Consider the following 21,096-nt stretch of genomic DNA (forward strand, 5'->3'; position numbering starts at 1 on the left):
GCGAAACAACAGAACAGAAAACTCAGTGCAGGCTGTCGAGCAGACGCTTGGCCACGTCACGCTGCATCTGGCTGCCTTCCTTGATCACCTCGCCCAGCATGGCGCGGGCGCCTTCGGCATCGCCCATGTCGACATAGGCGCGCGCGAGGTCGAGCTTGGTGTCCACCGGATCGTCGTTGAACTCGCCGAGGTCGTGAGCGCCATCGACGTTCTTCGACGCAGCCTCCGGCTCGTCGAAATGCCACTCGGATACCGGCTCCGCCGGTGCCGCGGGAACCCGCGGAGCAATCACCGTTTCATCGTCCGCCGCGGCTTCCGGACGGGCCGGCGGTGCAGCCGCGGCATGTGTCAGATCGAAGTTGAAGTTGTATTCGCTGACCTTCTTCGGGCCGGCGCCGGGCAGCGGCGGCATCGAGGAGACCACCGTGGGCGCGTCGCCTGCATCGGCGTAGTCGTCGATGTCGAATTCGCCATGGGCATCGGCATCGTCGTGTGCCACGGATTCTTCGTGGTGATCGAACAGTGGATGGCCAGGCACCAGGTCCTCGCCCATGTGCAGCACGTCCTGCCACTCGTCCTGCTGCGGATTGGTGATGTGGGCGTGCATTGCCTCGGCGGCGGCCTCGAAATGTTCGACGTCGCGGCGCGAATAGTAAAGCGTCACCAATTCCAGGTGCAGATCGATGTCATCCGGATGCTCGGCCAGTTGGTCGAGCAACTCTTCCTGGTCGACGTCGTCGCCGAGCAGGTCCTGCCCGGCGGCGCCCGGAGCGGAGCCGAAACGATCTGCCAGCGACGAGGCCGATTTGGATGCCGCATTGGCCGGCTTGCGTCGACGGCCCAGCAGGGCCAGCAGCAACAACACCACCACGGCACCGCCACCGGCAGCCCATGCCCAGGTCTGCATGTACCACGGCTGCTCCTCCACCGGCGCCGGCGTCGGCGCGGAATGCCGGGTGAGCGATTTGGTCGCAGGCTTGGCAGCAGGCGGCTCGGCCGGCTTGCCCGCAGCCGAATCCGCCAGCGGCGTGGTCACCGTGGTGGCCGTGGAAGCAGGCAGACTGGCCCTGGTGGTGGCAGCCGAGGCCACCGTGCCCGCCGCGACCGGCGCCACCGTGCTCGCACGCGCGGACTCCAGTTCGCTCTTCGCCGCCGGCTCGGTCGCGGCTGGCGCGGGGGCCGCGACCACCTTGGCTGCGCTGGTGGAGGCCGCGGGCGCCGATGGCAGGCCGGCGCTCTTTCTCGCGGCGGCAAGCTTGGCCTGCAACTCGGCGATCTCGCTGTCCTTCAACGACAGCAAACGCTCGTTCTTGCTGTTGATGTCGCCCAGGTCCTTCAGGCGGGTCTTCAGATCCGTACTCTGCTGCTGCAGGCTGGCCAGGCTTTCCTGGGTCCGCAGCAAATCCTGACGAAGGCTGGCGCCGGATTTGTCACTCGAACCGGCGCCCTGGGTTCCGGCAGCGCTGCCCTGCTTCGCTGGCACCAGCGCCAGGCGGTCACCGCCATCGGCCGCGCTGATCGGTGCACTGGAGCTGGATGCGCGGGTGGCGGCATCAGCCACGACCGTCGGCTTGCCGGGAACGCCCGCGCGCCAGTCGCTGTTCTGCCGCCGCACCTCGGCTGCGGCAGCCGCGATGGTCATGGCCTGGGCTTCGGATGAGGTGGGCACACGCAACACCGCACCGCTCTTCAGCGCGTTGATGTTGTCGCGGTAGAACGCATCCGGATTGGCCTGCTTGAGCGCCAGCATCATCTGCTGCACGTCGACTCCGGACGGAGCCACGTTGCGCGCGATGCCCGACAAGGTCTGGCCGCGCTCGACCGGGCCGAGCTGGCCATTGCTGGCCACTGGCGCGACAGGCTTGGCAGCGGGCGCGGCAGGTTTTGGCTGGCGGGCCATCGGGGCAGCGGGTTTCGCCCGGGGGGCCGGCCGAGCCGGTGCGGGAGTCGCCGCCACGGCAGCTGGCGAGGCGGCATTCGGCGGGTCGAGCAGGATCGCGTATTCGCGCACGCTCTTGCCGGCCTTGCCATTGACCTCGATCAGCAGGTCGAGAAAGGGGTCGTCCACCGGCGCGTTGCTGGTGATGCGGATCACCGGGTGGCTGCCGGCATTGGCCACGCTGAAATGCAGCGGAATCGCCGTGCGTCCACCGACGATGCCGGCGCGAGCGAATTCCTCGCTGGAAGCCAGCTGGACGGTAAGGTTCTGCAGTTCCGCCGGATTGTCTGAATGCAACGGGATCTCGGCCAGCAACGGCTGCCCCAGCGCCGACTTGACCTGGATCTGGCCCATGTCCATGGCCATCGCCTGACTGGTGCCCAGCGCCAACGCGATCAGCATCGACAATTTCAACGAACGATTCATGCGTGTTCCCCCGAACGATCCTGACGCAACTCTCTAGGTTGGCGTTGCCGCGATGACGACTATTGCCCCAAACGAGGTGCCACTTTAGTTATATGCAGGCCAATCAACAATAGGTGCGGCGAATACTTGCGATGCATTGCTGCGGTGTGTTCTCACCCCGGCGGCGCCTGCTAATGCTGTCCACTGGCCTGACCGGACTGCAATGCCTGCAATTGCTTTTGCAGTTCGGCGATCGTCTGGTCCTGCTGCTGCAGGCGTTGCCCGGCTTGCCTGCTATGCGATTCCTGCCGCTGCACGTCCTGCTGCAGACGCCTGATTTCGGCCTCGCTGCGAGCCAGTTTCCGCTGCACCCGAAGCTCGGCATGGGCAGCTCGGGAAGCCGTGGGCTGGACCTGCGCCGGGCTCGTCGCCCAGCCCGCGCCGCTCAATACAAAGCAAACAAATACAATAACCTGGATAAAACGCATTTCAGAGATAGTCCTCGATCAGCAATTCGGCGATCTGTACCGCATTGAGCGCTGCGCCCTTGCGGATGTTGTCCGACACGATCCACAGGTCCAGCCCGCGATCGTGCGAAATGTCCTCGCGAATGCGGCCAACGAAGACCCCATCGGCACCGGCCGCCTCGCCGACCGGCGTGGGGTAGCCGCCCGGCTTGCGCTCGTCCACCAGCACCACGCCGGGCGCCTGTTTCAGCAGCGCGCGCGCTTCATCGGCGCTGATCTTCTCGCTGGTCTCGATGTGCACGGCCTCGGAATGGCCATAGAACACCGGCACCCGCACCGCGGTCGGATTCACCTGGATCGACTCGTCTTCAAGGATCTTGCGGGTTTCCCACACCAGCTTCATTTCCTCCTTGGTGTAGCCGTTCGGCTGGAAATCGTCGATCTGCGGGATCACATTGAACGCGATCTGGGCCGGGAATTTCTTGCCCGGCTCCACGCTTTGGAAATTCAGCAGGGCCGCGGTCTGCTTGCCCAGCTCCTCCATCCCGCTGCGGCCCGCACCGGAAACAGACTGGTAGGTGGCCACATTGATCCGTTCGATCTGCACCGCACGATGGATCGGTGCCAACGCCACCAGCATCTGCATGGTCGAGCAGTTCGGGTTGGCGATGATGCCGCGGTTGGTGTAATGCGCGATCGCATGCGGGTTGACCTCGCTGATGACCAGCGGGATGTCGTCCTGGTAGCGAAACTCCGAGGTGTTGTCGATCACCACCGCACCGGCCGCTGCCGCGCGCGGGGCGTGTTCGCGGCTGACCGAACCGCCGGCCGAGAAGAACGCGATGTCGACCCCGGCGAAGTCGTAGGTGTCCAGCAACTGCACAGTGACGTCCTGGCCGTCGAAGCTCACCTTGCCGCCGGCCGAGCGCTCGCTGGCCAGCGGCACCAGTTCGCTGACCGGAAAATTGCGCTCGGCGAGAATCGCCAGCAAGGTCTCGCCGACCGCGCCGGTGGCGCCGACCATGGCGACCTTGTAACTGCTCTTCTGACTCATGGGATGGCTTGCTCTGGAGGAATGAGGATCGCGCCGTTCACAGCACGTTGGGATTGAGGAGATTGGGCGGACGCCCGGCATGTGGCCCATGACCGAACATCGAAAGCACATTGTCGACCGCCACCGAGGTCATCGCGCGGCGGGTTTCGGTGGTGGCGCTGGCTATATGGGGACTGAGCACCACGTTGTCGAGCGCAAGCAGGGCCGGATGCACCTTCGGCTCGCCCTCGAACACATCCAGCGCGGCCCCGCCCAGGCGCCGCTCGCGCAACGCCGCGGCGAGCGCGGTGTCGTCGACGATGCCGCCACGGGCGATGTTGATCAGCATCGCGGTCGGCTGCATCAACGCCAGTTCGGGCGCGCCGACGGCGTGGCGGGTCTGCGCGGTCAGCGGCAAGGCCAGCACCAGGAAATCGGATTCGCGCAGCAATTGTCGCTTGTCGACATGGCGAGCGTTGCAGACGCGCTCGTCCGCCTCGGGCAGCGGCGAGCGATTGTGGTAGATCACCGGCATGCCGAAACCGACCGCGCGCCGGGCGATCGCCTGGCCGATGCGGCCCATGCCGAGGATACCCAGGGTGCGCCCGCGCACGTCGCTGCCCAGCCATGCCTTGAATTCGGTGGCGTGCCAGTGCCCGTCGCGCAGCCAGCGTTCGGCGGCACTCATGCGGCGCGCGGCGCCAAGCAGCAGCGCCCAGGTGTAGTCGGCCACGCTCTCGTTGAGCACATCGGCAGTATTGGACACCGCAATGCCGGCGGCACTCAGCGCGTCCAGATCGATATTGTCGTAGCCGACACCGAGATTGGCGACGATGCGCAGCCGCCCGGCACCGCCCACCTCGGCCGCGCCAATGCGGTCCTTCAGGCCGACGATGGCGGCATCAGCCTGAGCCAGTCGGGTGGCCAGCTCGGCCTGGCCGAACTTGCGCTCCTCGGCCTCGACAGTCACCTCGAAATGCGCTTCGAGCCGGGCGATGACCCCGGGAAAGGTGGGACGGGAAACCCAGACGCGCGGCTTGTCGGTCATCAACGTGGTTCCGGTTGCTGCGGTTGAAGGTCAGGCGATGCGCGGCTCGACGGTACCGACGTCGCCGCACTGCGCGCGATGACGCAGCGCGTGATCCATCAGCACCAACGCCATCATCGCCTCGGCGATCGGCGTGGCGCGGATGCCGACACAGGGATCGTGGCGCCCCTTGGTGACCACGTCCACCGGCTCACCGCCCAGGTTCACGCTGTGGCCGGGAATCAGGATGCTGGAGGTGGGCTTCAGCACGATCGACGCCGTCACTGGCTGACCGCTGCTGATGCCGCCGAGGATACCGCCGGCGTGATTGGACGTAAAGCCGTCCAAACGCATCTCGTCGCGATGCTCGCTGCCACGCTGGGCGACCGCCGCGAAACCATCACCGATCTCGACGCCCTTGACGGCATTGATCGACATCAATGCACTGGCCAGGTCGCCATCGAGCTTGCCATAGATCGGCTCGCCCCAGCCCGGCGGCACCCCCTCGGCGACCACGTTGACGCGCGCGCCTACGGAATCGCCGGACTTGCGCAATGCGTTGATGTAGTTCTCCAGCGCCGGCACCTGCGCCGCATCGGGCCAGAAGAACGGATTCTGCTCCACGGCGTCCCGATCGAAGGCATCGGGCCTGAGGTCACCGATCTGCGCCAGCCAGCCGCGCACGCTCACCCCGTGGCGCTCGGCCAGCCACTTCTTGGCGATCACCGCCGCGGCCACGCGCATGGTCGTCTCGCGCGCCGAGGAGCGCCCGCCCCCGCGCGGATCGCGGATGCCGTACTTCTGCCAGTAGGTGTAATCGGCATGGCCGGGGCGGAAGCTCGACGCGATGTCGCCGTAGTCCTTGCTGCGCTGGTCGGTGTTGCGGATCAGCAGCGCGATCGGCGTACCGGTGGTCTTGCCCTCGTACACGCCGGAGAGGATTTCCACCTCGTCCGCCTCGTGCCGCTGCGAGGTGTAGCGGCTGCGACCGGTGGCCCGGCGTTCCAGGTCATGGCGGAATTCGTCCGCGGCGATCGCCAGCCCGGGCGGGCAACCGTCGATCACGCAGCCGATCGCCGGCCCGTGGCTTTCGCCGAAGGTGGTGACGGTAAGGAGTTTGCCGAACGAATTGCTGGACACGGGGTTTGGACGTCCACAGGATAACCGGCACAGCTTAACCGTGATGGGGCCTGCTTGCCTGCCGGGCGCGCCATTCGTGGTCGAGCAGCGCGAAAATCACGTCGTCGACCCATTCGCCCTTGCACCACAGGCTCTCGCGATGATGGGCCTCCTGGCGCATGCCGAGCGCACGCAGCATGGCCAGGCTGGCCAGGTTGCGCGGATCGACCGAGGCATGGATGCGATGGCGACCGAGCTCGCCAAAGACGCTGGCGAGCAGCGCATGAATGGCCTCGCGGGCATAGCCATGGCCCTGCCAGGCGGGTGCGAGGCTGATGCCGAATTCAACCGAATCATGCGGATCTTGCGGCAGGCACACGCCGAGGTCGCCGATCAGCGTGCCGTCGCCACGGCGCCGGATCGCCCGCTGGAACCAGCCGTGCGACGGATGCCGGGGCTGCGCCTGGATGAACTCGCGGGCAGCGGCAAGATCCGCCGGACACCAGCCCTGATAGCGCGCCACCGCAGGATCGGCACGACAGGCAAACAGTCCTGCCGCGTCCGCTGGCCGCAGCGCGTCGATGTGCAGGCGCGCGGTGACCAGTTCCATTCAGCCCGCGCGACGCGCCGCGGCAGCCGCCCGGATCGCCGACGCATGCTCGATGAGGTCGCGACGCTCCAGCGCGAACACACCCATCTGGCCGACCTTGAACTCGATCCAGATGAACGGCACCTCCGGCAGCAGGGCGGCCAGTGCGTGCTCGCTCTCGCCCACCTCGACGACCAGCAGGCCATCCTCGGTGAGCTGATCGGCCGCTTCGTCCAGCATGCGCAGACACAAATCCAGGCCATCCACGCCCGAGGTCAGGCCCAGCTTCGGCTCGTGCGCATATTCGCCCGGCAGCGCCGCGTATTCGTCTTCGGTGACATACGGCGGATTGGAGACGATCAGGTCGTAGCGACGATCCTTCACCCCGGCAAACAGGTCGGACTGGATCGCCTCGACCCGCCGCTCGACGTGCTGGAACACGATGTTCTCCCGCGCCAGCGACAGTGCCTCCTCGCTGATGTCGACGATGTCGACCCGCCACGCGGGGTTGTATTCGGCCATCGCGATGCCGATGCAGCCCGAGCCGGTGCACAGGTCCAGCGCACGCTCGATGTGGCGCTCGTCCAGCCACGGCGCGAAGCCCGACTCGATCAGCTCGGCGATCGGCGAGCGCGGGACCAGCGCGCGCCGATCGCTCTTGAATTTCAGCCCGGCGAACCAGGTCTCGCCGACCAGGTAGGCCACCGGCAACCGCTCGGTCACGCGGCGCTCGATCAGCGCCAACACGTTTTCGCGCTCGGCCGCGGTGAGCTTGCCCGCGCCGTAGGCCGGCGGAATGTCCGGCGGCAGGTGCAAGCTGGCCAGAATCAGGTGGGTCGCCTCGTCGATCGGGTTGTCGTGGCTATGCCCGAAGGTCAGCCCCGCGGCCGAAAAGCGGCTGGCGCCATAACGGATGAAGTCGATGATGGTGGCGAGCTCGGCGGTCACGGCGATCCAGAGTGCAACGGAATGGCCGGCGATTATAAGGCCTGCGGGCACTCCAGCCCGTATACTGGGCGGATGACTTTCAACGTATTCCTGCAGTACATCCTGCCGCACCGCTTCCTGTCGCGGATCGTCTACTGGGCCACACGCTGGACCTTCGCGCCGTGGAAGAACTGGTTGATCGGCACCATCGTGCGCAATTACAACGTGAACATGGCCGAGGCCGCGCAGCCCGATCCGCTGGCCTACCAGCATTTCAACGCGTTTTTCACGCGCAAGCTGAAGCCAGGCGCGCGCCAGGCCGATGCCGAGGCAACCGCCCTGCTCTCTCCCGCCGACGGACGCATCAGCCAGTCTGGCGCGATCGTCGACGGACGCATCTTCCAGGCCAAGGGCCAGGAATACACTGCCGCCGAACTGCTGGGCGGCGACCAGGCCGCCGCCGCGCCTTACCGCAACGGCCGATTCATCACCGTCTACCTGTCGCCGCGCGATTACCATCGCGTGCACATGCCGCTGCAAGGCACGCTGCGCGAAACGGTGCACGTACCCGGGCGGATTTTCAGCGTGGCGCCATTCGCGGTGGCCGCGATCCCCCGCTTGTTCGCCCGCAACGAGCGGCTGGTCTGCCATTTCGACGGCGCGCACGGCCCGTTCGTGGTGGTGATGGTGGGCGCCATCCTGGTCTCTTCAGTGGCTACCGTCTGGGACGGCCTGGTGATACCGCCCTACGCCTCCTCGATCCGGCGCAAGTCGTTCGCCGGCCAGAACATCACGCTGGAGCGTTTCGCCGAGATGGCGCGCTTCAACATGGGTTCCACCGTGATCCTGCTGCTGCCCGAAGGGTCGACCGAGCTGGACCAGCTCGACCCTCAGCAAGCTGTGCAGGTGGGCCAGCGGCTCGGCCGTCAGTCGGCGTGAGCCGGCCCGGCGCCCACGCTGCCGGAAGCGGCCACTGCACCTGCAATGGGTTTGAAGATCAAGTGCTTGCCAAGCTTTTCCAGCAGCTGGCCTGACCCGCTCGGCCGGTCGCGACGCCTTTCACCGGCCCACCCGACCTGACGCGGCACGTCAGTATGTGACGCCCTGCGCGCAATCGCTCGATCTCACCGCCTATACTTCGCGCCGGAGTCGTGCGGGGGGCACGGTCGAATTCAAGCGCCGAGGGGATCTCATGCAACTACTCACGCCACTGCTTGTGATGATGCGCGCGCGCCAGCTTGGCCGCCAATTCCGCGACATCGAACGCACCGTGCGGGCGCTGCCCAAGCGCAGCCGCGAGCGCCTCAGCACGCTCACCCTGCGGGAAATCGGCCAGGCATCACGCAGCGATTTCCCCCACCTGCACGGCACGGCACCGGAAGCGCGCTACCTGCCGTGGGGCCAGGGCACCGAGGCCGGCTACGAACGCGCCCGCTCCGGCAATGCCGAGGTGGCGATGCGCGGCGTTGCGCTGTGGTTGGCGGTGGCTTATCACGAGACCAAGAATTCCCCGTACCCGAGCCTGCAACCGCAATACCGCCAGCTGATGCAACTGTTGCGCGAACTGAAGGAAGTGCACAGCCAAGGCGATACGGTCGACAGCTGGATGCAGCAGACCGCCGTTGCCTGACCAGGCTCCGGTCGCGTCGCTCAGCGACAGACCGGCACTTTCAGCCTCTCGCCGATGCGCAGATGCTGGTGGCGCAGCCCGTTCATCTCGGCAATCTCCTGCACACTCGAGCACTGCAGCTTGCGCACAATGCTGATCAGGGTATCGCCGCGCCGCACCCGATAGCTCTTCGTGCCACGGCTCTTGACCGGTGCGCTGGCTACCGGGGCCGCGACCACCGGAATGACCGCCTTGTGCAGATCGCCGGCCAGGATCGGCCACGGACCGTCGACGCAGCGCGACGCATAGGCCTGCTCCAGCAATTTCGGCAGCTGCAACCGGGTACCGGCCGGCTGACTCACCTGCGGATCGAGTCGGGGATTGAGGTTGCGCAAGGTACGGAACCAGCCGTCGTTCATGCCGCCCGCCGAGCCCAGGCAGACGGTCAACTCCGACAGCGAAGCGGGCCGCTTCAGCGTGATCGAGCCAGGCACGATGTCGAGTCTTGGAAAACGCAGGTTGTAGCTGTCCGGATGCTGGAACAGCCAGGCCGCGGCCAGCACGGCCGGTACGTAATCGCGGGTTTCCTGCGACAACTCGTTGTAGATGCGCGGATCGTAGAAGCTCACCGAGGTATCGTCTCCGACCAGCCGACGGATGCGGCCCTCGCCGCCGTTGTACGCCGCGATGGTCAGCTCGAGGTTGTCGTTGAAGATCCGCAACTGCTGGTTGATGTACTCGGCATTGGCCCGCGCCGATGCCGCCGGATCGAAACGGGTGTCGAAGCCGTCGTCACTGACCAGGCCGAAGCGCATGCCGGTCGCATACATGAACTGCAGCGGGCCTGCGGCACCCGAACGCGACACCGCGTGGACCTTGCCGCCGGACTCCTTGGCCATGATGCCGAACAGCAGCGCCTCGGGCAGGTCGGCCTTCTCGTACGCCGGCCACATCTGGTAGCGCATGTATTGGTAATTGACGTACGCATCCATCAGCTGCGGTCGCCACTGGGTCAGCCACATCTCCAGCGCGGCCTTGACCGGGCCATTCATCGCGATCAGCTGCGACAGCTTCTGGCCATGCAGCAGGGTCACGCTGCGTTGGGCCTGCGGCAGGCTGGCCGCGCCGGTCCTGCCGGCAATCGCCAGGCTCGCCTGCGCAGGATCGACATCGCTGTCCAGATCCTGCGCGCCGCCGAAGTCGCCGTCCTTCAGGCGCAGCAGATGATCGAAGGTCGAGAAGAAACGCTGGGGATCACAGCCCGGGCTATTGCCGCACTGTGCCGACGCCTTCTTCAGCCGATCGAGCGATCGGGTGAGGGTCGCCTGCGAAGCCTGCAGGTCACCTTCACGCGACTGCTGCAGCGCGGTTTCGTACCCCTTGCTGGCGACGTCGAGCTCGCTGTACAGCGCGCTGACCTGGGCCGAAGGTCTGGCTGGACCGGTGCTGGCGCAGGCCCCCAACAGACTGACCGCCACGGCAACCGACACCAGGCGGATGGAACGAATCACCGAACACGACGACATCACAAACGCCACCCCTTGAAAACGCCCACCATAGCGGGCGCGGGGGTTCGACTCAACGCATCGCACCGGCGCGACAGTCGCGCGGTCTTGGCTACAATCGGCTGATCACCACCGGATGGAACGCCATGACCGAGATCCTGATCGGCCGCAACGACAGCACCAGCGTCAACCTCGACCCGCACTACGGCAACCGGCATGGCATGATCGCCGGCGCCACCGGTACCGGAAAGTCGGTTTCGTTGATGGTGCTGGCCGAAGGGTTCTCGCGACTGGGTGTGCCGTGTTTCCTCGCCGATGCCAAGGGCGACCTGGCCGGCCTGGCGATGGCCGCTGGCGAGCCGGGCGACAAGCTCAAGGCGCGGCTGGAAAAGCTCAAGCTCGGCGACTGGAAAGCGCAGGCCAACCCGGTGGTGTTCTGGGACATCTACGGCAAGCTCGGCCATCCGGTGCGCGCCACCATCAGCGAGATGGGCCCGACCCTGCTCGGCCGCGTGCTGGAATTGAACGACACCCAGGAAGGCGTGCTGGAGGTGGTGTTCAAGGCCGCCGACGACCAGGGCTGGCTGTTGCTGGACCTGGCCGACCTGCGCGCACTGCTCACCTACGCCGCGGAGAACGCCAGGGCGCTGTCCACCCAGTACGGGCTGATCAGCACGACCAGCATTGCCGCGATCCAGCGCGCCCTGCTGAAACTCGAGGGCGACGGCGCCGACCAGTTCTTCGGCGAGCCGGCACTGGAACTGGCCGACCTGATGCGCCAGGACATGAGCGGGCGCGGCATCATCAACGTGCTCGCCGCCGACCAGCTGATCATGAAGCCGCGGCTGTATTCCACCTTCCTGCTGTGGCTGCTGTCCGAACTGTTCGAACAGTTGCCCGAAGTGGGTGATCCGGAGCAGCCGAAGATGGTGTTCTTCTTCGACGAGGCGCACCTGCTGTTCGACGACGCCTCGCCGGCACTGCTGCAAAGGGTGGAGCAGGTGGTGCGACTGATCCGCTCCAAGGGCGTCGGCGTGTACTTCTGCTCGCAGAATCCCGACGATGTGCCTGGCGTGATTCTCGGCCAGCTCGGCAACCGCATCCAGCACGCGCTGCGCGCGTTCACCCCGCGCGACCAGAAAGCGGTCAAGGCGGCTGCCGAAACCTTCGTCGCCAACCCGAAGCTCGACGTCACCGAGGCAATCACCAAGCTGGCGGTCGGCGAGGCGCTGGCCTCCACTTTGGCCAATGGCGGCGTGCCCACGCCGGTGGAACAGGTGCTGGTGACCACGCCGTGCTGCCGCATCGGCGCGATCACCGACGCCGAGCGCGCCACCATCCGCCAGCGTTCACCGGTCGGCGCCAAGTACGACACCACGGTCAATCGTGAGTCGGCCGCCGAGATGCTCGCCAAGCGCGCCGAAGACAAGGCTGCCGACGCCACCACGGTCGCCGCCAATGCACCTGCCAGCGGCGGCGACAAGCCGACGGAAGCGGGCGGCTGGGGCGGCGCCGTGCACGATGCGCTGTTCGGCACCAAGCGTCGCCAGGGCATGATCGAGACGATGGGCAAGCAGATGGTGCGCACGGCCGGCAGCCAGCTCGGCCGGCAGATCCTGCGTGGCGTGCTCGGCGGCATCTTCGGCGGCAAGCGTTGAAGGGTTTCGTTGCGTGAGCCGCTGGCGCCCACCCTCACCCGGCTCGACCGCGATCATCACCCGCGAGGGCTTCGAGCGGCTCAAGGCCGAACTCGACCACCTGTGGCATACGGTGCGCCCCGAAGTGGTCAAGGCAATCACCGCCGCCGCCGCCGAAGGTGATCGTTCGGAAAATGCGGAATACATCTACCGCAAGAAGCAGCTCGCCGAAATTGATCGGCGCGCCCGCTATCTGACCAAACGCATACCCTCATTGAAGGTCGCCGAAGGCGCGCCAGGCGATCGCCGACAGGTGTTCTTCGGCGCCCGCATCGAGCTGGAGAATGTCGACACCGGCGAAGTCCTGCGCTACCGCATCGTCGGTCCCGACGAGACCGATGCCAGGCAAGGCTGGATCAGCATCGACTCACCGCTGGCGCGGGCAATCCTGAAACGGCATGTCGACGACGAATTCGTGGCGGAATTGCCCGCGGGGCCGGCGGAGTTTGCCATTGTCGGGGTGACGTACACCGACGATGCCGGGACCGCCCGCTAGCTCGTTCACGACGGCTTGCGCGGCCCGTGCCGAGAGCGCGGCAGACCGATCGATCCACGTCTATTGGCCCGCATCCTCGCGTGGCGACAGCAGGCGCAAGGTCTGCTGGTGTTCGCGCTCGATCCTGGCGAGTTGATCCTGCAGGGCGCGCGGACTCACCCATTGACCGTGGCTGGCCTGCTGCTGCAACAGCGTGTATTGCATGTCCACAAAAGGCTTCAGCACGCGACTGTCCACCGCCACGAAGCCACCGAGATCCGGAATGCGGGCCAGTATGGTGCGCTCGCGCTCGCCCCCCGCGCCGCGCGCCTTGCCGTAGTCGAGCAGGATCCTGGTCAGTTTCTGACGCAGCTGCCTGGGCATGCCTTCGCGGATCACCAGCACGCCGGAGGGAATCAGCCGGGAGCGCCATATCACCCTGAGCTGGGCCGCCTCGCTGGGGAAATTGCGCCGGAACAGATCCATGTCGGGATTGTTGCTGCTGGTCACATCGGCTTCGCGATTGACCACCGCCAGCAGGTTGCTCTGATGATCGCCTACCCGCACGCTGGCGAAGAAAGTATCCGAATTGAGCCCATTGGGCGCGAAGACATAAGCCTCCGGTGCGATGTAGCCGGTCACCGACAACTGCTCGCTGCGCGCGTAGCGCCAGCCCTGTCCGGGCGTGGAGAGCAGATCGTCGAGATTGCGGATCGGACTGTCATTGCGCACCACCAGGGTGGCCACGTTGCCGGGCGCGCCGTCGCTGCGGAGGAACTGCGCAAACACCCGCATGTTCTGGCGGGTCACCGCTTCAACGGCCAGCTTGCCGGAAAGGAACGCGACGTCCACGCGCTGCCCGCCGATCGCACTGGACAGGCTGGCGTAACTGCCCACCGATACGGTGGTCACTTGTCGATCCAGTCGCTTCTGCAGGTCTTCCAGCAGCGGGCGCCATTGTTCGAGGGATTCCGCTGCGCTGCCAATGGGCAGGATGCCGAAGCGGATCGGGGTCTCCCGCGCGGACGGCCGGTCGGCGGCCGCCGCACTGCCGATGCCAAGCAGTACCAAGCACAGCGCAACGACAAGCGACGCGCTCCAGCATCCGCCATGCCGACGGCACCACCCGGATCTTGCGACGGCCAATGCGGTGCACTCCCTGATGCACGTCCCGAAGCACTGTATATAGTCGCGATCGACCAGCGGGGCAAGGCGTGACTGGCTCAGGACGCCGCGAACGCGGGTGGATAGTCGCGTCCGGCGCGACGCGGCTGATAGCAAGGCGTACTGCGATGAAAGGCTTCATCGGCATTGTCGGCATGCCAGCCGGGCAATCCGGACAACGGCAGCGGTCGCAGTTCCAGCGGATCGTTCAAGAGCTGGCCGGAGCCAATCGCCGCGGCGCATTGCGATGCCAGGTCAACCATGGCATCGGCGCGGAACACCAGTGCCTTGGCCACCAGCAATTTGCCGGGACTCAGCGCCAGTTCGAGCAGAGCATGGCCAAACAGCTCCAGCCGGATCGATCCATCCAGCCAGGCCTGCCGCCGGCGCCAGAACAATTCGTGCCAGTCATGCGCATCCCACGCTGCCAGCAGGGACGGATCGCTGACGCCCACGATAACGCCGCCCTCGTCGAAATGGGTCAATGCGTACTGGGCACGGGAACGCCGCTTCGGCCCCATCCGCGCCACTTCGTCCATCTGCCGCTGGTTCAGCGCCTGCTTCACGTCGGCATGGCGCAGCCAGACCAGCGCATTCAGCAGGTCGTGCCAGTTCTGTTCGCGAGTGGCGATCTGGCCACGCTCGGCGATGCGTTGTTCGTAATGCAGGCCATCGGCCAACAAGGCGGGCGTCTGCGCCACGAAACGACGGAGCGCCCCCGCCGGCCAATGACGGTTGAGTGCGTCGATTGACGGCCATGCCGCGCCCTCGAGCAGCGCGGCATACTCGCGCCAGGCGGCCAGCGGCGGCCGCGCGAACACCGCCGGATCGACCATCTCGCGAGGCGGCGCGACGTAACGCATGACCGGTTCTACACGACCTGGAGCTGCGGATGGGCCAGGCGTGCATGCAAGTCATGCTCGCTGGCCGATTCGACCAGCACCTCGACGAACTGCCCGGGGCGCAGCTTCTGGCCATCGGCGATCAGCACGCTGCCATCGATCTCCGGCGCATCGGCGGCCGAGCGCGCGATCGCACCGTCGGCGCCGGCCTCGTCGACCAGCACCTTGATCGTGCGGCCGATCTTGCGCTGCAATTTCGCCGCGGAAATCTCCGCCTGCACCGCCATGAACTGTTCCAGCCGGTCTTCCTTCAGCTCCTCGGAAACCGGGTCGGGCAATTCGTTGGCCTTGGCGCCATCGACCGGCGAGTAGGCGAACGCACCGACGCGGTCAAGCTCGGCCTCGCGCAGGAAGTCCAGCAGTTCCTCGAACTCGGCGTCGGTCTCGCCGGGGAAACCGACGATGAAGGTGCTGCGGATGGTCAGCTCCGGCACCTGTTTGCGCCAGTTCTGGATGCGCTCCAGCGTCTTGTCGATATTTCCCGGGCGCTTCATCAGTTTCAGGATGCGCGGGCTGGCGTGCTGGAACGGGATGTCGAGGTAGGGCAGCAGCTTGCCGGCGGCCATCAGCGGCATCACTTCGTCCACGTGCGGGTACGGATAGACGTAATGCAGGCGCGCCCACACGCCGAGCTCGGACAGCCCTTCGCACAGCTCGGTCATGCGCGTGCGATACGCCTTGCCACGCCATTCGCGCTCGGCATATTTCAGATCCACGCCGTAGGCACTGGTGTCCTGCGAAATCACCAGCAGCTCCTTCACGCCGCCCTTGACCAGTCGCTCGGCCTCCAGCAACACCTCGTCGACCGGGCGCGAGACCAGGTTGCCGCGCATCGACGGGATGATGCAGAAGCTGCAGCGGTGATTGCAGCCTTCGGAAATCTTCAGGTAGGCATAGTGCTTCGGGGTGAGCTTCACGCCGGTGTCCGGCACGATGTCGATGAACTTGTTGCGCTGAGGCGGCAATGCCTTGTGTACCGCCGTCATCACGCTGGCATAGTCCTGCGGGCCACTGATCGACAGCACGTCCGGATACGCCTCGCGGATCAGCGCCTCGCGCTTGCCCAGGCAGCCGGTGACGATCACCTTGCCGTTCTCGTGCAGCGCGGTGCCGATCGAGTCGAGTGACTCCTGCACCGCCGCATCGATGAAGCCACAGGTGTTGACCACCACTGCATCGGCTTCGCCGTAGCTGGGCACGATCTGGTAACCCTCGACCTTGAGCTGGGTGAGGATGCGCTCGGAATCGACCAGCGCCTTGGGGCAGCCGAGACTGACAAAACCGATCTTGTGGGCGGGAGTGGACATGCGCGGGTTACCGGAAATCAGGTGGGTAAACGGTTGATTATAGGGGAACATCCGCAAGTCGGGCCGACCAGGGTCCGGCGCATGCCGGTCGCCACGCGGTAACGTCGCTATCCCCCGCCCTCCGCACTGCCTAGAATCAGTTGTTTACCTGCAGGAGCCGCAGCATGGGCCAGTCCATCAATCTTCCGACCTCCGGCACGCAGTGCATTGGAGCCTATCTGGCCCAGCCCGCCGGCAAACCCAGGGGCGGCCTCGTGGTGATCCAGGAAATTTTCGGCGTCACGGCACATATCCGCAGCGTGGCGGACCGCTTTGCCGAGCATGGCTACACCGCGATCGCGCCTGCGTTCTTCGATCACCTCGAGAGCGGCGTGGAATTGTCCTGCGACATGGCCGGAGTCAACCGCGGCAAGCAACTGGTGGCCGAGCTGGGGCTGGAGCGGGCACTCGAGGACGTGGCCAGTGCCGCCGAGTCGATCCGCTCGGCGGGAAAGATCGGCACGGTCGGCTATTGCTGGGGCGGTACCGTGGCCCTGCTCGCTGCGCTGCGGCTGGGCCTTCCTTCGGTGAGCTATTACGGCGCGCGCAACCTGCCATTCCTGCATGAAACGCCGAAGGCTCCGGTCATGTTCCACTTCGGCGAGAAGGACCACAGCATTACGGCCGATGCGGTGGCCAAGCATCGCCAGGCGCTGCCGCAAATGGATGTCTTCACCTATCCGGCGGACCACGCGTTCAACCGTGATGGCAGCCCCAGCCACGACGAGGCCAGTGCCAGGCTGGCGCTGCAACGTACGCTCGGCTTCTTCGAGCAATACCTGGCATGAGCGAGGCGGGCTTCATCCTCGATCCGCGGCTGGCGGCAGACACGTATCCGGTGGCCTCGCTGCCGCTATGCGAGGTCTTGCTGATGAACGATGCGCGCTACCCGTGGCTGATCCTGGTGCCACGACGTGCCGGTGTGGTCGAGATCGCCGACCTTGGCAGCTCCGAGCAGACCATGCTGTGGCAAGAGGCCAACCTTGCCGCAGCCGCGCTGCGTGCGGCAGTCCCGTTCGACAAGCTCAACCTGGGCGCCCTTGGCAACATCGTGCGACAACTGCATGTGCACCTGGTCGGCCGTCGCGAGGGCGATGCGGCATGGCCGGGGCCGGTGTGGGGGCATGGCAGCGCGCTCGATCATGACCACGCGCGACGCGAGCGATTGATCGCCGAGCTGCGCAACACACTCGCGGGTTGAACCGGGTCACCGGATAAAAGAAGGGCTGCAGCGCAAGCTGCAGCCCTTCTTCTTGCCGATTCCAGCGACGGCGCCGAACTGCCGATGCAACCGCGCTCAACGGCAACAGCCGACCTGGCTGCGAACCGTCAGTATTGCTGTTGTTGCTGATTCTGGGGATCGAAACCGCCGCTGCTGGCGTCCTTGCCCTTCTGCGAATCAGGCAACTGCGTCGGTGCGCGATGATCTTCCAGCTCGCGAGCCTTGGTCTCGACCGGATTGATCTTGGTCAGCGTGCCCTTGTTGTCGTAGAACACGGTGAAGCCGTAATCCATCTGCATGCGCGCCATGTATTCCAGGTGCCGCTTGCGGATCTTCGAATCGTCGCTGGGCAACAGGAGTACCGTCCTGGGCAATTTGCCCTGGTCCTTCAGATAGGCGAAATGACTGCCCACATCCAGAGCGGAAAGCACCGCGCCGTCCAGCAGGAATTGACCATCCTTGTACGACTCGATGGTGGCATCGAACTGGCCCTTCACCGAGGCCGTGCTGATGTCGCTCTTGGTGCTGCCGGAATGGCAACCGGCGAGCACAAGCACGCCGCCCAGCATGAACGCGGCCGTGGCTCGCTTCAGCATCGTGGAAAAACGGATCATGCGGGTCTCCTGGAAGCAATCAAACGTGGAAGCCATCGAACGGCCGGATCGACGGAAGTGTAACGCGGACTGACGCGGCCACGCGCGCAGAAAACCCCCGTTCAGCCGGGCGTTCAGGTGCGCGGCAGGGTGACGCCCTGCTGGCCCTGGTACTTTCCGCCGCGGTCCTTGTAGCTGGTTTCGCATTCCTCGTCGGACTCGAGAAACAGCATCTGCGCCACACCCTCATTGGCGTAGATTTTTGCGGGCAGCGGCGTGGTGTTGGAGAACTCCAGCGTCACATGGCCTTCCCACTCCGGCTCCAGCGGCGTCACGTTGACGATGATGCCGCAGCGCGCGTAGGTGCTCTTGCCCAGGCAGATCGTCAGCACCTTGCGCGGAATGCGGAAGTACTCGACGGTGCGCGCCAGCGCGAACGAGTTCGGCGGGATGATGCAGACGTCCGCCTCCACGTCGACAAAGCTCGACGGATCGAACGCCTTCGGGTCGACGATGGTGGAGTTGATGTTGGTGAAGATCTTGAACTCGCGTGCGCAGCGCACGTCGTAGCCATAGCTGGACGTGCCGTACGAAATCAGCTTGTTGCCGTCGCGCAACTTGATCTGGCCCGGCTCGAACGGCTCGATCATGCCGTGGCTTTCGGCCATGCGCCGGATCCACTTGTCGGGTTTGATGCTCACGCTGTCTCCGCTGGATGGCTGGACGGACCGGATCAACCGGACACAAGACGGCAAAAATACACGGTCAGGGCATGGCGGCGCCAGCCAAGGTCTTCAGGCCGCCGGAAATGCCTCGACCAGCACCTGCAACGCCGCCTGCAACTCGGCGCATCGTTCGACACTTGCCAGTACCTGCGTCACCGAACAGCCAGCCCCCGGCAGCGCCACCGGCAGCGGCCGGGCGGTCAGCAACTGCGCCGACATGGTGGACAGGATTTCGGCCAGCGCCTCCTGTGCGTGATACGAACCGCGCGCCGCCGTGTTCAGCAGCAGCACCGGCTTGCCCGGGAAGTCCGGGCTGCCCACCAACCAGTCCAGCAGGTTCTTGAAGGCGCCGGGCACGCCGTGCGCATACTCGGGACAGGCGATCAACAGGACGTCCGCCGAGACCACCGCTTCGCGCAGCACGGAAACTGCGGGCGGCAACGGATCGATATCCGCGTCGGGATTGAACAATGGCAGCTCGCCAAGCCCACGATAGAACAGGAATTCCAGCGTGGACGGCGCCAGCCGGTACGCCGCTTCCAGGGCAGCCGAGTTCGACGACACGCGACGCAGGCTGCCGGACAGGCACAACACCTGCGCCACCACCCTCATGCCGCGGGCACGCCCTGCACCACGATCTTGCCCAGCCCCAGCGACTTGTTGCGCGGCTGCCGCGAAAGGCGGCCGGCCGCGTTGCGCGCGATCTCGCGATAGCGCGCGGCGAGGTCGGAATCGGGCATCGCCGCCACCGTGGGATTGCCGCTGTCTGCCTGCTCGCGGATGCGGATGTCCAGCGGCAGCGAGCCCAGGTAGGCCGCGCCGTACTGGCTGGCCATCCGCTCACCGCCACCTTCGCCGAAGATGTTTTCCTCGTGGCCGCAATTCGAGCAGACATGCGTGGCCATGTTCTCCACCACGCCGAGCACCGGCACCTCGACCTTCTCGAACATCTTCAGCGCCTTGCGCGCATCGAGCAGGGCAATGTCCTGCGGCGTGGTGACGATGATCGCGCCGGCCACCGGCACCTTCTGCGACAGCGTGAGCTGGATGTCGCCGGTACCCGGCGGCAGGTCCACGATCAGGTAATCGAGCTGCTCCCAGCGCGTATCGGTGAGCAACTGCATCATCGCCTGGGTCACCATCGGGCCGCGCCAGATCATCGGCGTGTCCTCTTCGACCAGGAAACCGATCGACATCACCGGCATGCCGTGCGCCTGCATCGGGATGATGCTCTTGCCATCGGGCGAGGCCGGCTTGCCGTGCACGCCGAGCATGGTCGGCTGGCTGGGGCCATAGATGTCCGCATCCATCACACCCACCTTGGCGCCCTCGGCCTGCAGCGCCAGCGCCAGGTTGGCCGACACCGTCGACTTGCCCACGCCGCCCTTGCCGGAAGCCACCACGATGATGTTCTTCACGTTCGGCAGCGGGCCCAGCGTGCCCTGCACCTTGTGCACATGGATACGGCTGGTGATCGACACCGTGGCCGACTCGATCGCCGGATCGCGCTCCAGCGCCTGCCGCACGCGCGCGCCGATCGCATCCATCGCGCCGGCCGCGGGATAGCCCAGTTGCAAGTCCACCGACACCTTCGCACCGTCCACGCCGACGGCACGCAGGGACTCGGCCAGCGGTGCGCCGGTATGGGTGTCGATGAGGTCGCCAAGGATCTGGCGGACCAGGGCTTCATTCGCCTGTGTCATGTCTGCTCGGGGGATCTGCGGGGCCGCCATTATGCCAGCCTGACCGCGCCGGCCGGCTGACCCAGATCAGCAGGCAAGGCTCTGCCGCCTGCCACCGCAAGGGTTTGCGCAATGCAGCTTGACGCCCCCACCGATCCTCGCCAGTCTGCATCCATACGCTTTCGTACGGGAGAAACACCATGAAGCACGCGTTTCGTTTAGTGATCGCCGCCGGTCTGCTGCTCGCCACGGGTGCCGTGATGGCAGCGAATGACTCACCGGTCGGCACCTGGAAGACCATCGACGACGAGTCCGGCCAGGCCAAGTCGATCGTGGAGATCACCAGCAACAACGGTGAGCTGCAGGCCCATATCGTGAAGCTGCTCAACCGCAGCGCGGAAGACATCGCCCGTGACGGCGCCGTGGCGCTGTGCAAGAAGTGCGACGGCGAGCGCAAGGACAAGCCGGTCGAAGGCATGAACATCATGTGGGGCGTGCACCAGGACGACGATGTCTGGGATGGCGGCAAGATCCTCGACCCGAAGTCCGGCAAGGTCTACAAGGTGAAACTGTCGATGCTCGACGGCGGGCAGAAGCTCAACGTGCGCGGCTACATCGGCTTTTCCTGGGTGGGCCGTTCGCAGGTGTGGGAACGCCAGCCCTGAGCCTC

The 21,096-nt window shown here is 65.8% G+C and carries 22 protein-coding genes; 7 read left to right on the top strand and 15 right to left on the bottom strand.

All coding sequences use genetic code 11. From position 1 onward, the window contains the following. Positions 1-22: 22 nt before the first annotated feature. From ACQGNJ_RS10845 to prmB, 7 genes are all read right to left on the bottom strand, one after another. Positions 23-2,365 (bottom strand): motility hub landmark protein FimV, encoded by a 2,343-nt coding sequence (locus tag ACQGNJ_RS10845; RefSeq protein WP_426689250.1) that lies wholly within the window; start codon positions 2,363-2,365, stop codon positions 23-25. A gap of 170 nt (positions 2,366-2,535) precedes the next feature. After that, positions 2,536-2,832 (bottom strand): DUF3450 domain-containing protein, encoded by a 297-nt coding sequence (locus ACQGNJ_RS10850; RefSeq protein WP_426689251.1) that lies wholly within the window; start codon positions 2,830-2,832, stop codon positions 2,536-2,538. A 1-nt stretch (position 2,833) separates the two neighbouring features. Beyond that, complete coding sequence (locus ACQGNJ_RS10855) at positions 2,834-3,865, bottom strand: aspartate-semialdehyde dehydrogenase (RefSeq protein ID WP_426689252.1); 1,032 nt, start codon at positions 3,863-3,865, stop codon at positions 2,834-2,836. 37 nt (positions 3,866-3,902) lie between these two features. Next, positions 3,903-4,892, bottom strand: coding sequence for a 2-hydroxyacid dehydrogenase (locus tag ACQGNJ_RS10860; RefSeq protein WP_426689253.1), 990 nt, complete (start codon positions 4,890-4,892; stop codon positions 3,903-3,905). A 30-nt stretch (positions 4,893-4,922) separates the two neighbouring features. After that, positions 4,923-6,011 carry a chorismate synthase gene (gene aroC, locus ACQGNJ_RS10865; RefSeq protein ID WP_426689254.1) on the bottom strand — a complete coding sequence of 363 codons (1,089 nt, stop codon included), beginning with the start codon at positions 6,009-6,011 and terminating at the stop codon, positions 4,923-4,925. Positions 6,012-6,045: 34 nt separating this feature from the next. Next, positions 6,046-6,600 (bottom strand): GNAT family N-acetyltransferase, encoded by a 555-nt coding sequence (locus tag ACQGNJ_RS10870; protein WP_426689255.1) that lies wholly within the window; start codon positions 6,598-6,600, stop codon positions 6,046-6,048. Further along, the gene (prmB, locus tag ACQGNJ_RS10875; protein ID WP_426689256.1) at positions 6,601-7,527 is read right to left on the bottom strand and encodes a 50S ribosomal protein L3 N(5)-glutamine methyltransferase; all 927 of its coding nucleotides are present in this window, start codon (positions 7,525-7,527) and stop codon (positions 6,601-6,603) included. It lies immediately after the preceding gene. Between the two features lie 72 nt (positions 7,528-7,599). Between prmB and asd the strand changes: the two genes are divergently transcribed. Then, a complete protein-coding gene (gene asd, locus ACQGNJ_RS10880) occupies positions 7,600-8,445 on the top strand; it encodes an archaetidylserine decarboxylase (RefSeq protein WP_426689257.1) in 846 nt (281 codons plus the stop codon). A gap of 253 nt (positions 8,446-8,698) precedes the next feature. Further along, a complete protein-coding gene (locus ACQGNJ_RS10885; protein ID WP_426689258.1) occupies positions 8,699-9,136 on the top strand; it encodes a hypothetical protein in 438 nt (145 codons plus the stop codon). 20 nt (positions 9,137-9,156) lie between these two features. Here the strand turns inward: ACQGNJ_RS10885 and ACQGNJ_RS10890 are convergent, their stop codons facing one another. Next, positions 9,157-10,641 (bottom strand): lytic transglycosylase domain-containing protein, encoded by a 1,485-nt coding sequence (locus tag ACQGNJ_RS10890; RefSeq protein WP_426689259.1) that lies wholly within the window; start codon positions 10,639-10,641, stop codon positions 9,157-9,159. A 125-nt stretch (positions 10,642-10,766) separates the two neighbouring features. On the opposite strand from ACQGNJ_RS10890, the gene ACQGNJ_RS10895 reads away from it, so the two are divergent. Continuing rightward, the gene (locus ACQGNJ_RS10895; RefSeq protein ID WP_426689260.1) at positions 10,767-12,278 is read left to right on the top strand and encodes a helicase HerA-like domain-containing protein; all 1,512 of its coding nucleotides are present in this window, start codon (positions 10,767-10,769) and stop codon (positions 12,276-12,278) included. A 13-nt stretch (positions 12,279-12,291) separates the two neighbouring features. Continuing rightward, positions 12,292-12,813: a transcription elongation factor GreB gene (greB, locus tag ACQGNJ_RS10900; protein WP_426689261.1), complete on the top strand. Its 522-nt coding sequence runs from the start codon at positions 12,292-12,294 to the stop codon at positions 12,811-12,813. A gap of 60 nt (positions 12,814-12,873) precedes the next feature. Here greB and ACQGNJ_RS10905 read toward each other — a convergent pair whose 3' ends face one another. The 3 genes from ACQGNJ_RS10905 to rimO all read right to left on the bottom strand — a co-directional run bounded on the left by ACQGNJ_RS10905 (position 12,874) and on the right by rimO (position 16,165). Then, positions 12,874-13,938, bottom strand: coding sequence for a phosphate/phosphite/phosphonate ABC transporter substrate-binding protein (locus ACQGNJ_RS10905; protein ID WP_426689262.1), 1,065 nt, complete (start codon positions 13,936-13,938; stop codon positions 12,874-12,876). A 77-nt stretch (positions 13,939-14,015) separates the two neighbouring features. Continuing rightward, entirely contained in the window at positions 14,016-14,819 is an 804-nt protein-coding gene (locus ACQGNJ_RS10910) for a DUF3025 domain-containing protein (RefSeq protein ID WP_426689263.1), read from the bottom strand. Between the two features lie 8 nt (positions 14,820-14,827). Next, positions 14,828-16,165 carry a 30S ribosomal protein S12 methylthiotransferase RimO gene (gene rimO, locus ACQGNJ_RS10915; protein ID WP_426689264.1) on the bottom strand — a complete coding sequence of 446 codons (1,338 nt, stop codon included), beginning with the start codon at positions 16,163-16,165 and terminating at the stop codon, positions 14,828-14,830. 164 nt (positions 16,166-16,329) lie between these two features. Here rimO and ACQGNJ_RS10920 point away from each other — a divergent pair, with 164 nt between their 5' ends. Together ACQGNJ_RS10920 and ACQGNJ_RS10925 are read left to right on the top strand one after the other, a co-directional pair. Next, positions 16,330-16,992, top strand: a complete 663-nt coding sequence (locus tag ACQGNJ_RS10920) for a dienelactone hydrolase family protein (RefSeq protein ID WP_426689265.1) — start codon at positions 16,330-16,332, stop codon at positions 16,990-16,992. After that, positions 16,989-17,405, top strand: a complete 417-nt coding sequence (locus ACQGNJ_RS10925) for an HIT domain-containing protein (protein ID WP_426689266.1) — start codon at positions 16,989-16,991, stop codon at positions 17,403-17,405. The genes ACQGNJ_RS10920 and ACQGNJ_RS10925 overlap by 4 nt, the downstream gene beginning before the upstream one ends. A 128-nt stretch (positions 17,406-17,533) precedes the next feature. Here ACQGNJ_RS10925 and ACQGNJ_RS10930 read toward each other — a convergent pair whose 3' ends face one another. From ACQGNJ_RS10930 to apbC, 4 genes are all read right to left on the bottom strand, one after another. After that, on the bottom strand, positions 17,534-18,040 hold the full coding sequence (locus tag ACQGNJ_RS10930) for a hypothetical protein (RefSeq protein WP_426689267.1): 507 nt from the start codon (positions 18,038-18,040) through the stop codon (positions 17,534-17,536). A gap of 113 nt (positions 18,041-18,153) precedes the next feature. Next, on the bottom strand, positions 18,154-18,720 hold the full coding sequence (dcd, locus tag ACQGNJ_RS10935) for a dCTP deaminase (protein ID WP_426689268.1): 567 nt from the start codon (positions 18,718-18,720) through the stop codon (positions 18,154-18,156). A 93-nt stretch (positions 18,721-18,813) separates the two neighbouring features. Further along, positions 18,814-19,356, bottom strand: coding sequence for an NADPH-dependent FMN reductase (locus tag ACQGNJ_RS10940; RefSeq protein WP_426689269.1), 543 nt, complete (start codon positions 19,354-19,356; stop codon positions 18,814-18,816). After that, on the bottom strand, positions 19,353-20,447 hold the full coding sequence (apbC, locus tag ACQGNJ_RS10945) for an iron-sulfur cluster carrier protein ApbC (protein ID WP_426689270.1): 1,095 nt from the start codon (positions 20,445-20,447) through the stop codon (positions 19,353-19,355). Before apbC ends, ACQGNJ_RS10940 begins: the two co-directional genes overlap by 4 nt. 179 nt (positions 20,448-20,626) lie before the next feature. On the opposite strand from apbC, the gene ACQGNJ_RS10950 reads away from it, so the two are divergent. After that, positions 20,627-21,091: a DUF2147 domain-containing protein gene (locus ACQGNJ_RS10950; protein ID WP_426689271.1), complete on the top strand. Its 465-nt coding sequence runs from the start codon at positions 20,627-20,629 to the stop codon at positions 21,089-21,091. Positions 21,092-21,096: the final 5 nt, after the last annotated feature.

Origin of the sequence: Rhodanobacter ginsengiterrae (assembly GCF_050026815.1) — a bacterium.
Taxonomy (GTDB): Bacteria; Pseudomonadota; Gammaproteobacteria; order Xanthomonadales; family Rhodanobacteraceae; genus Rhodanobacter; species Rhodanobacter ginsengiterrae.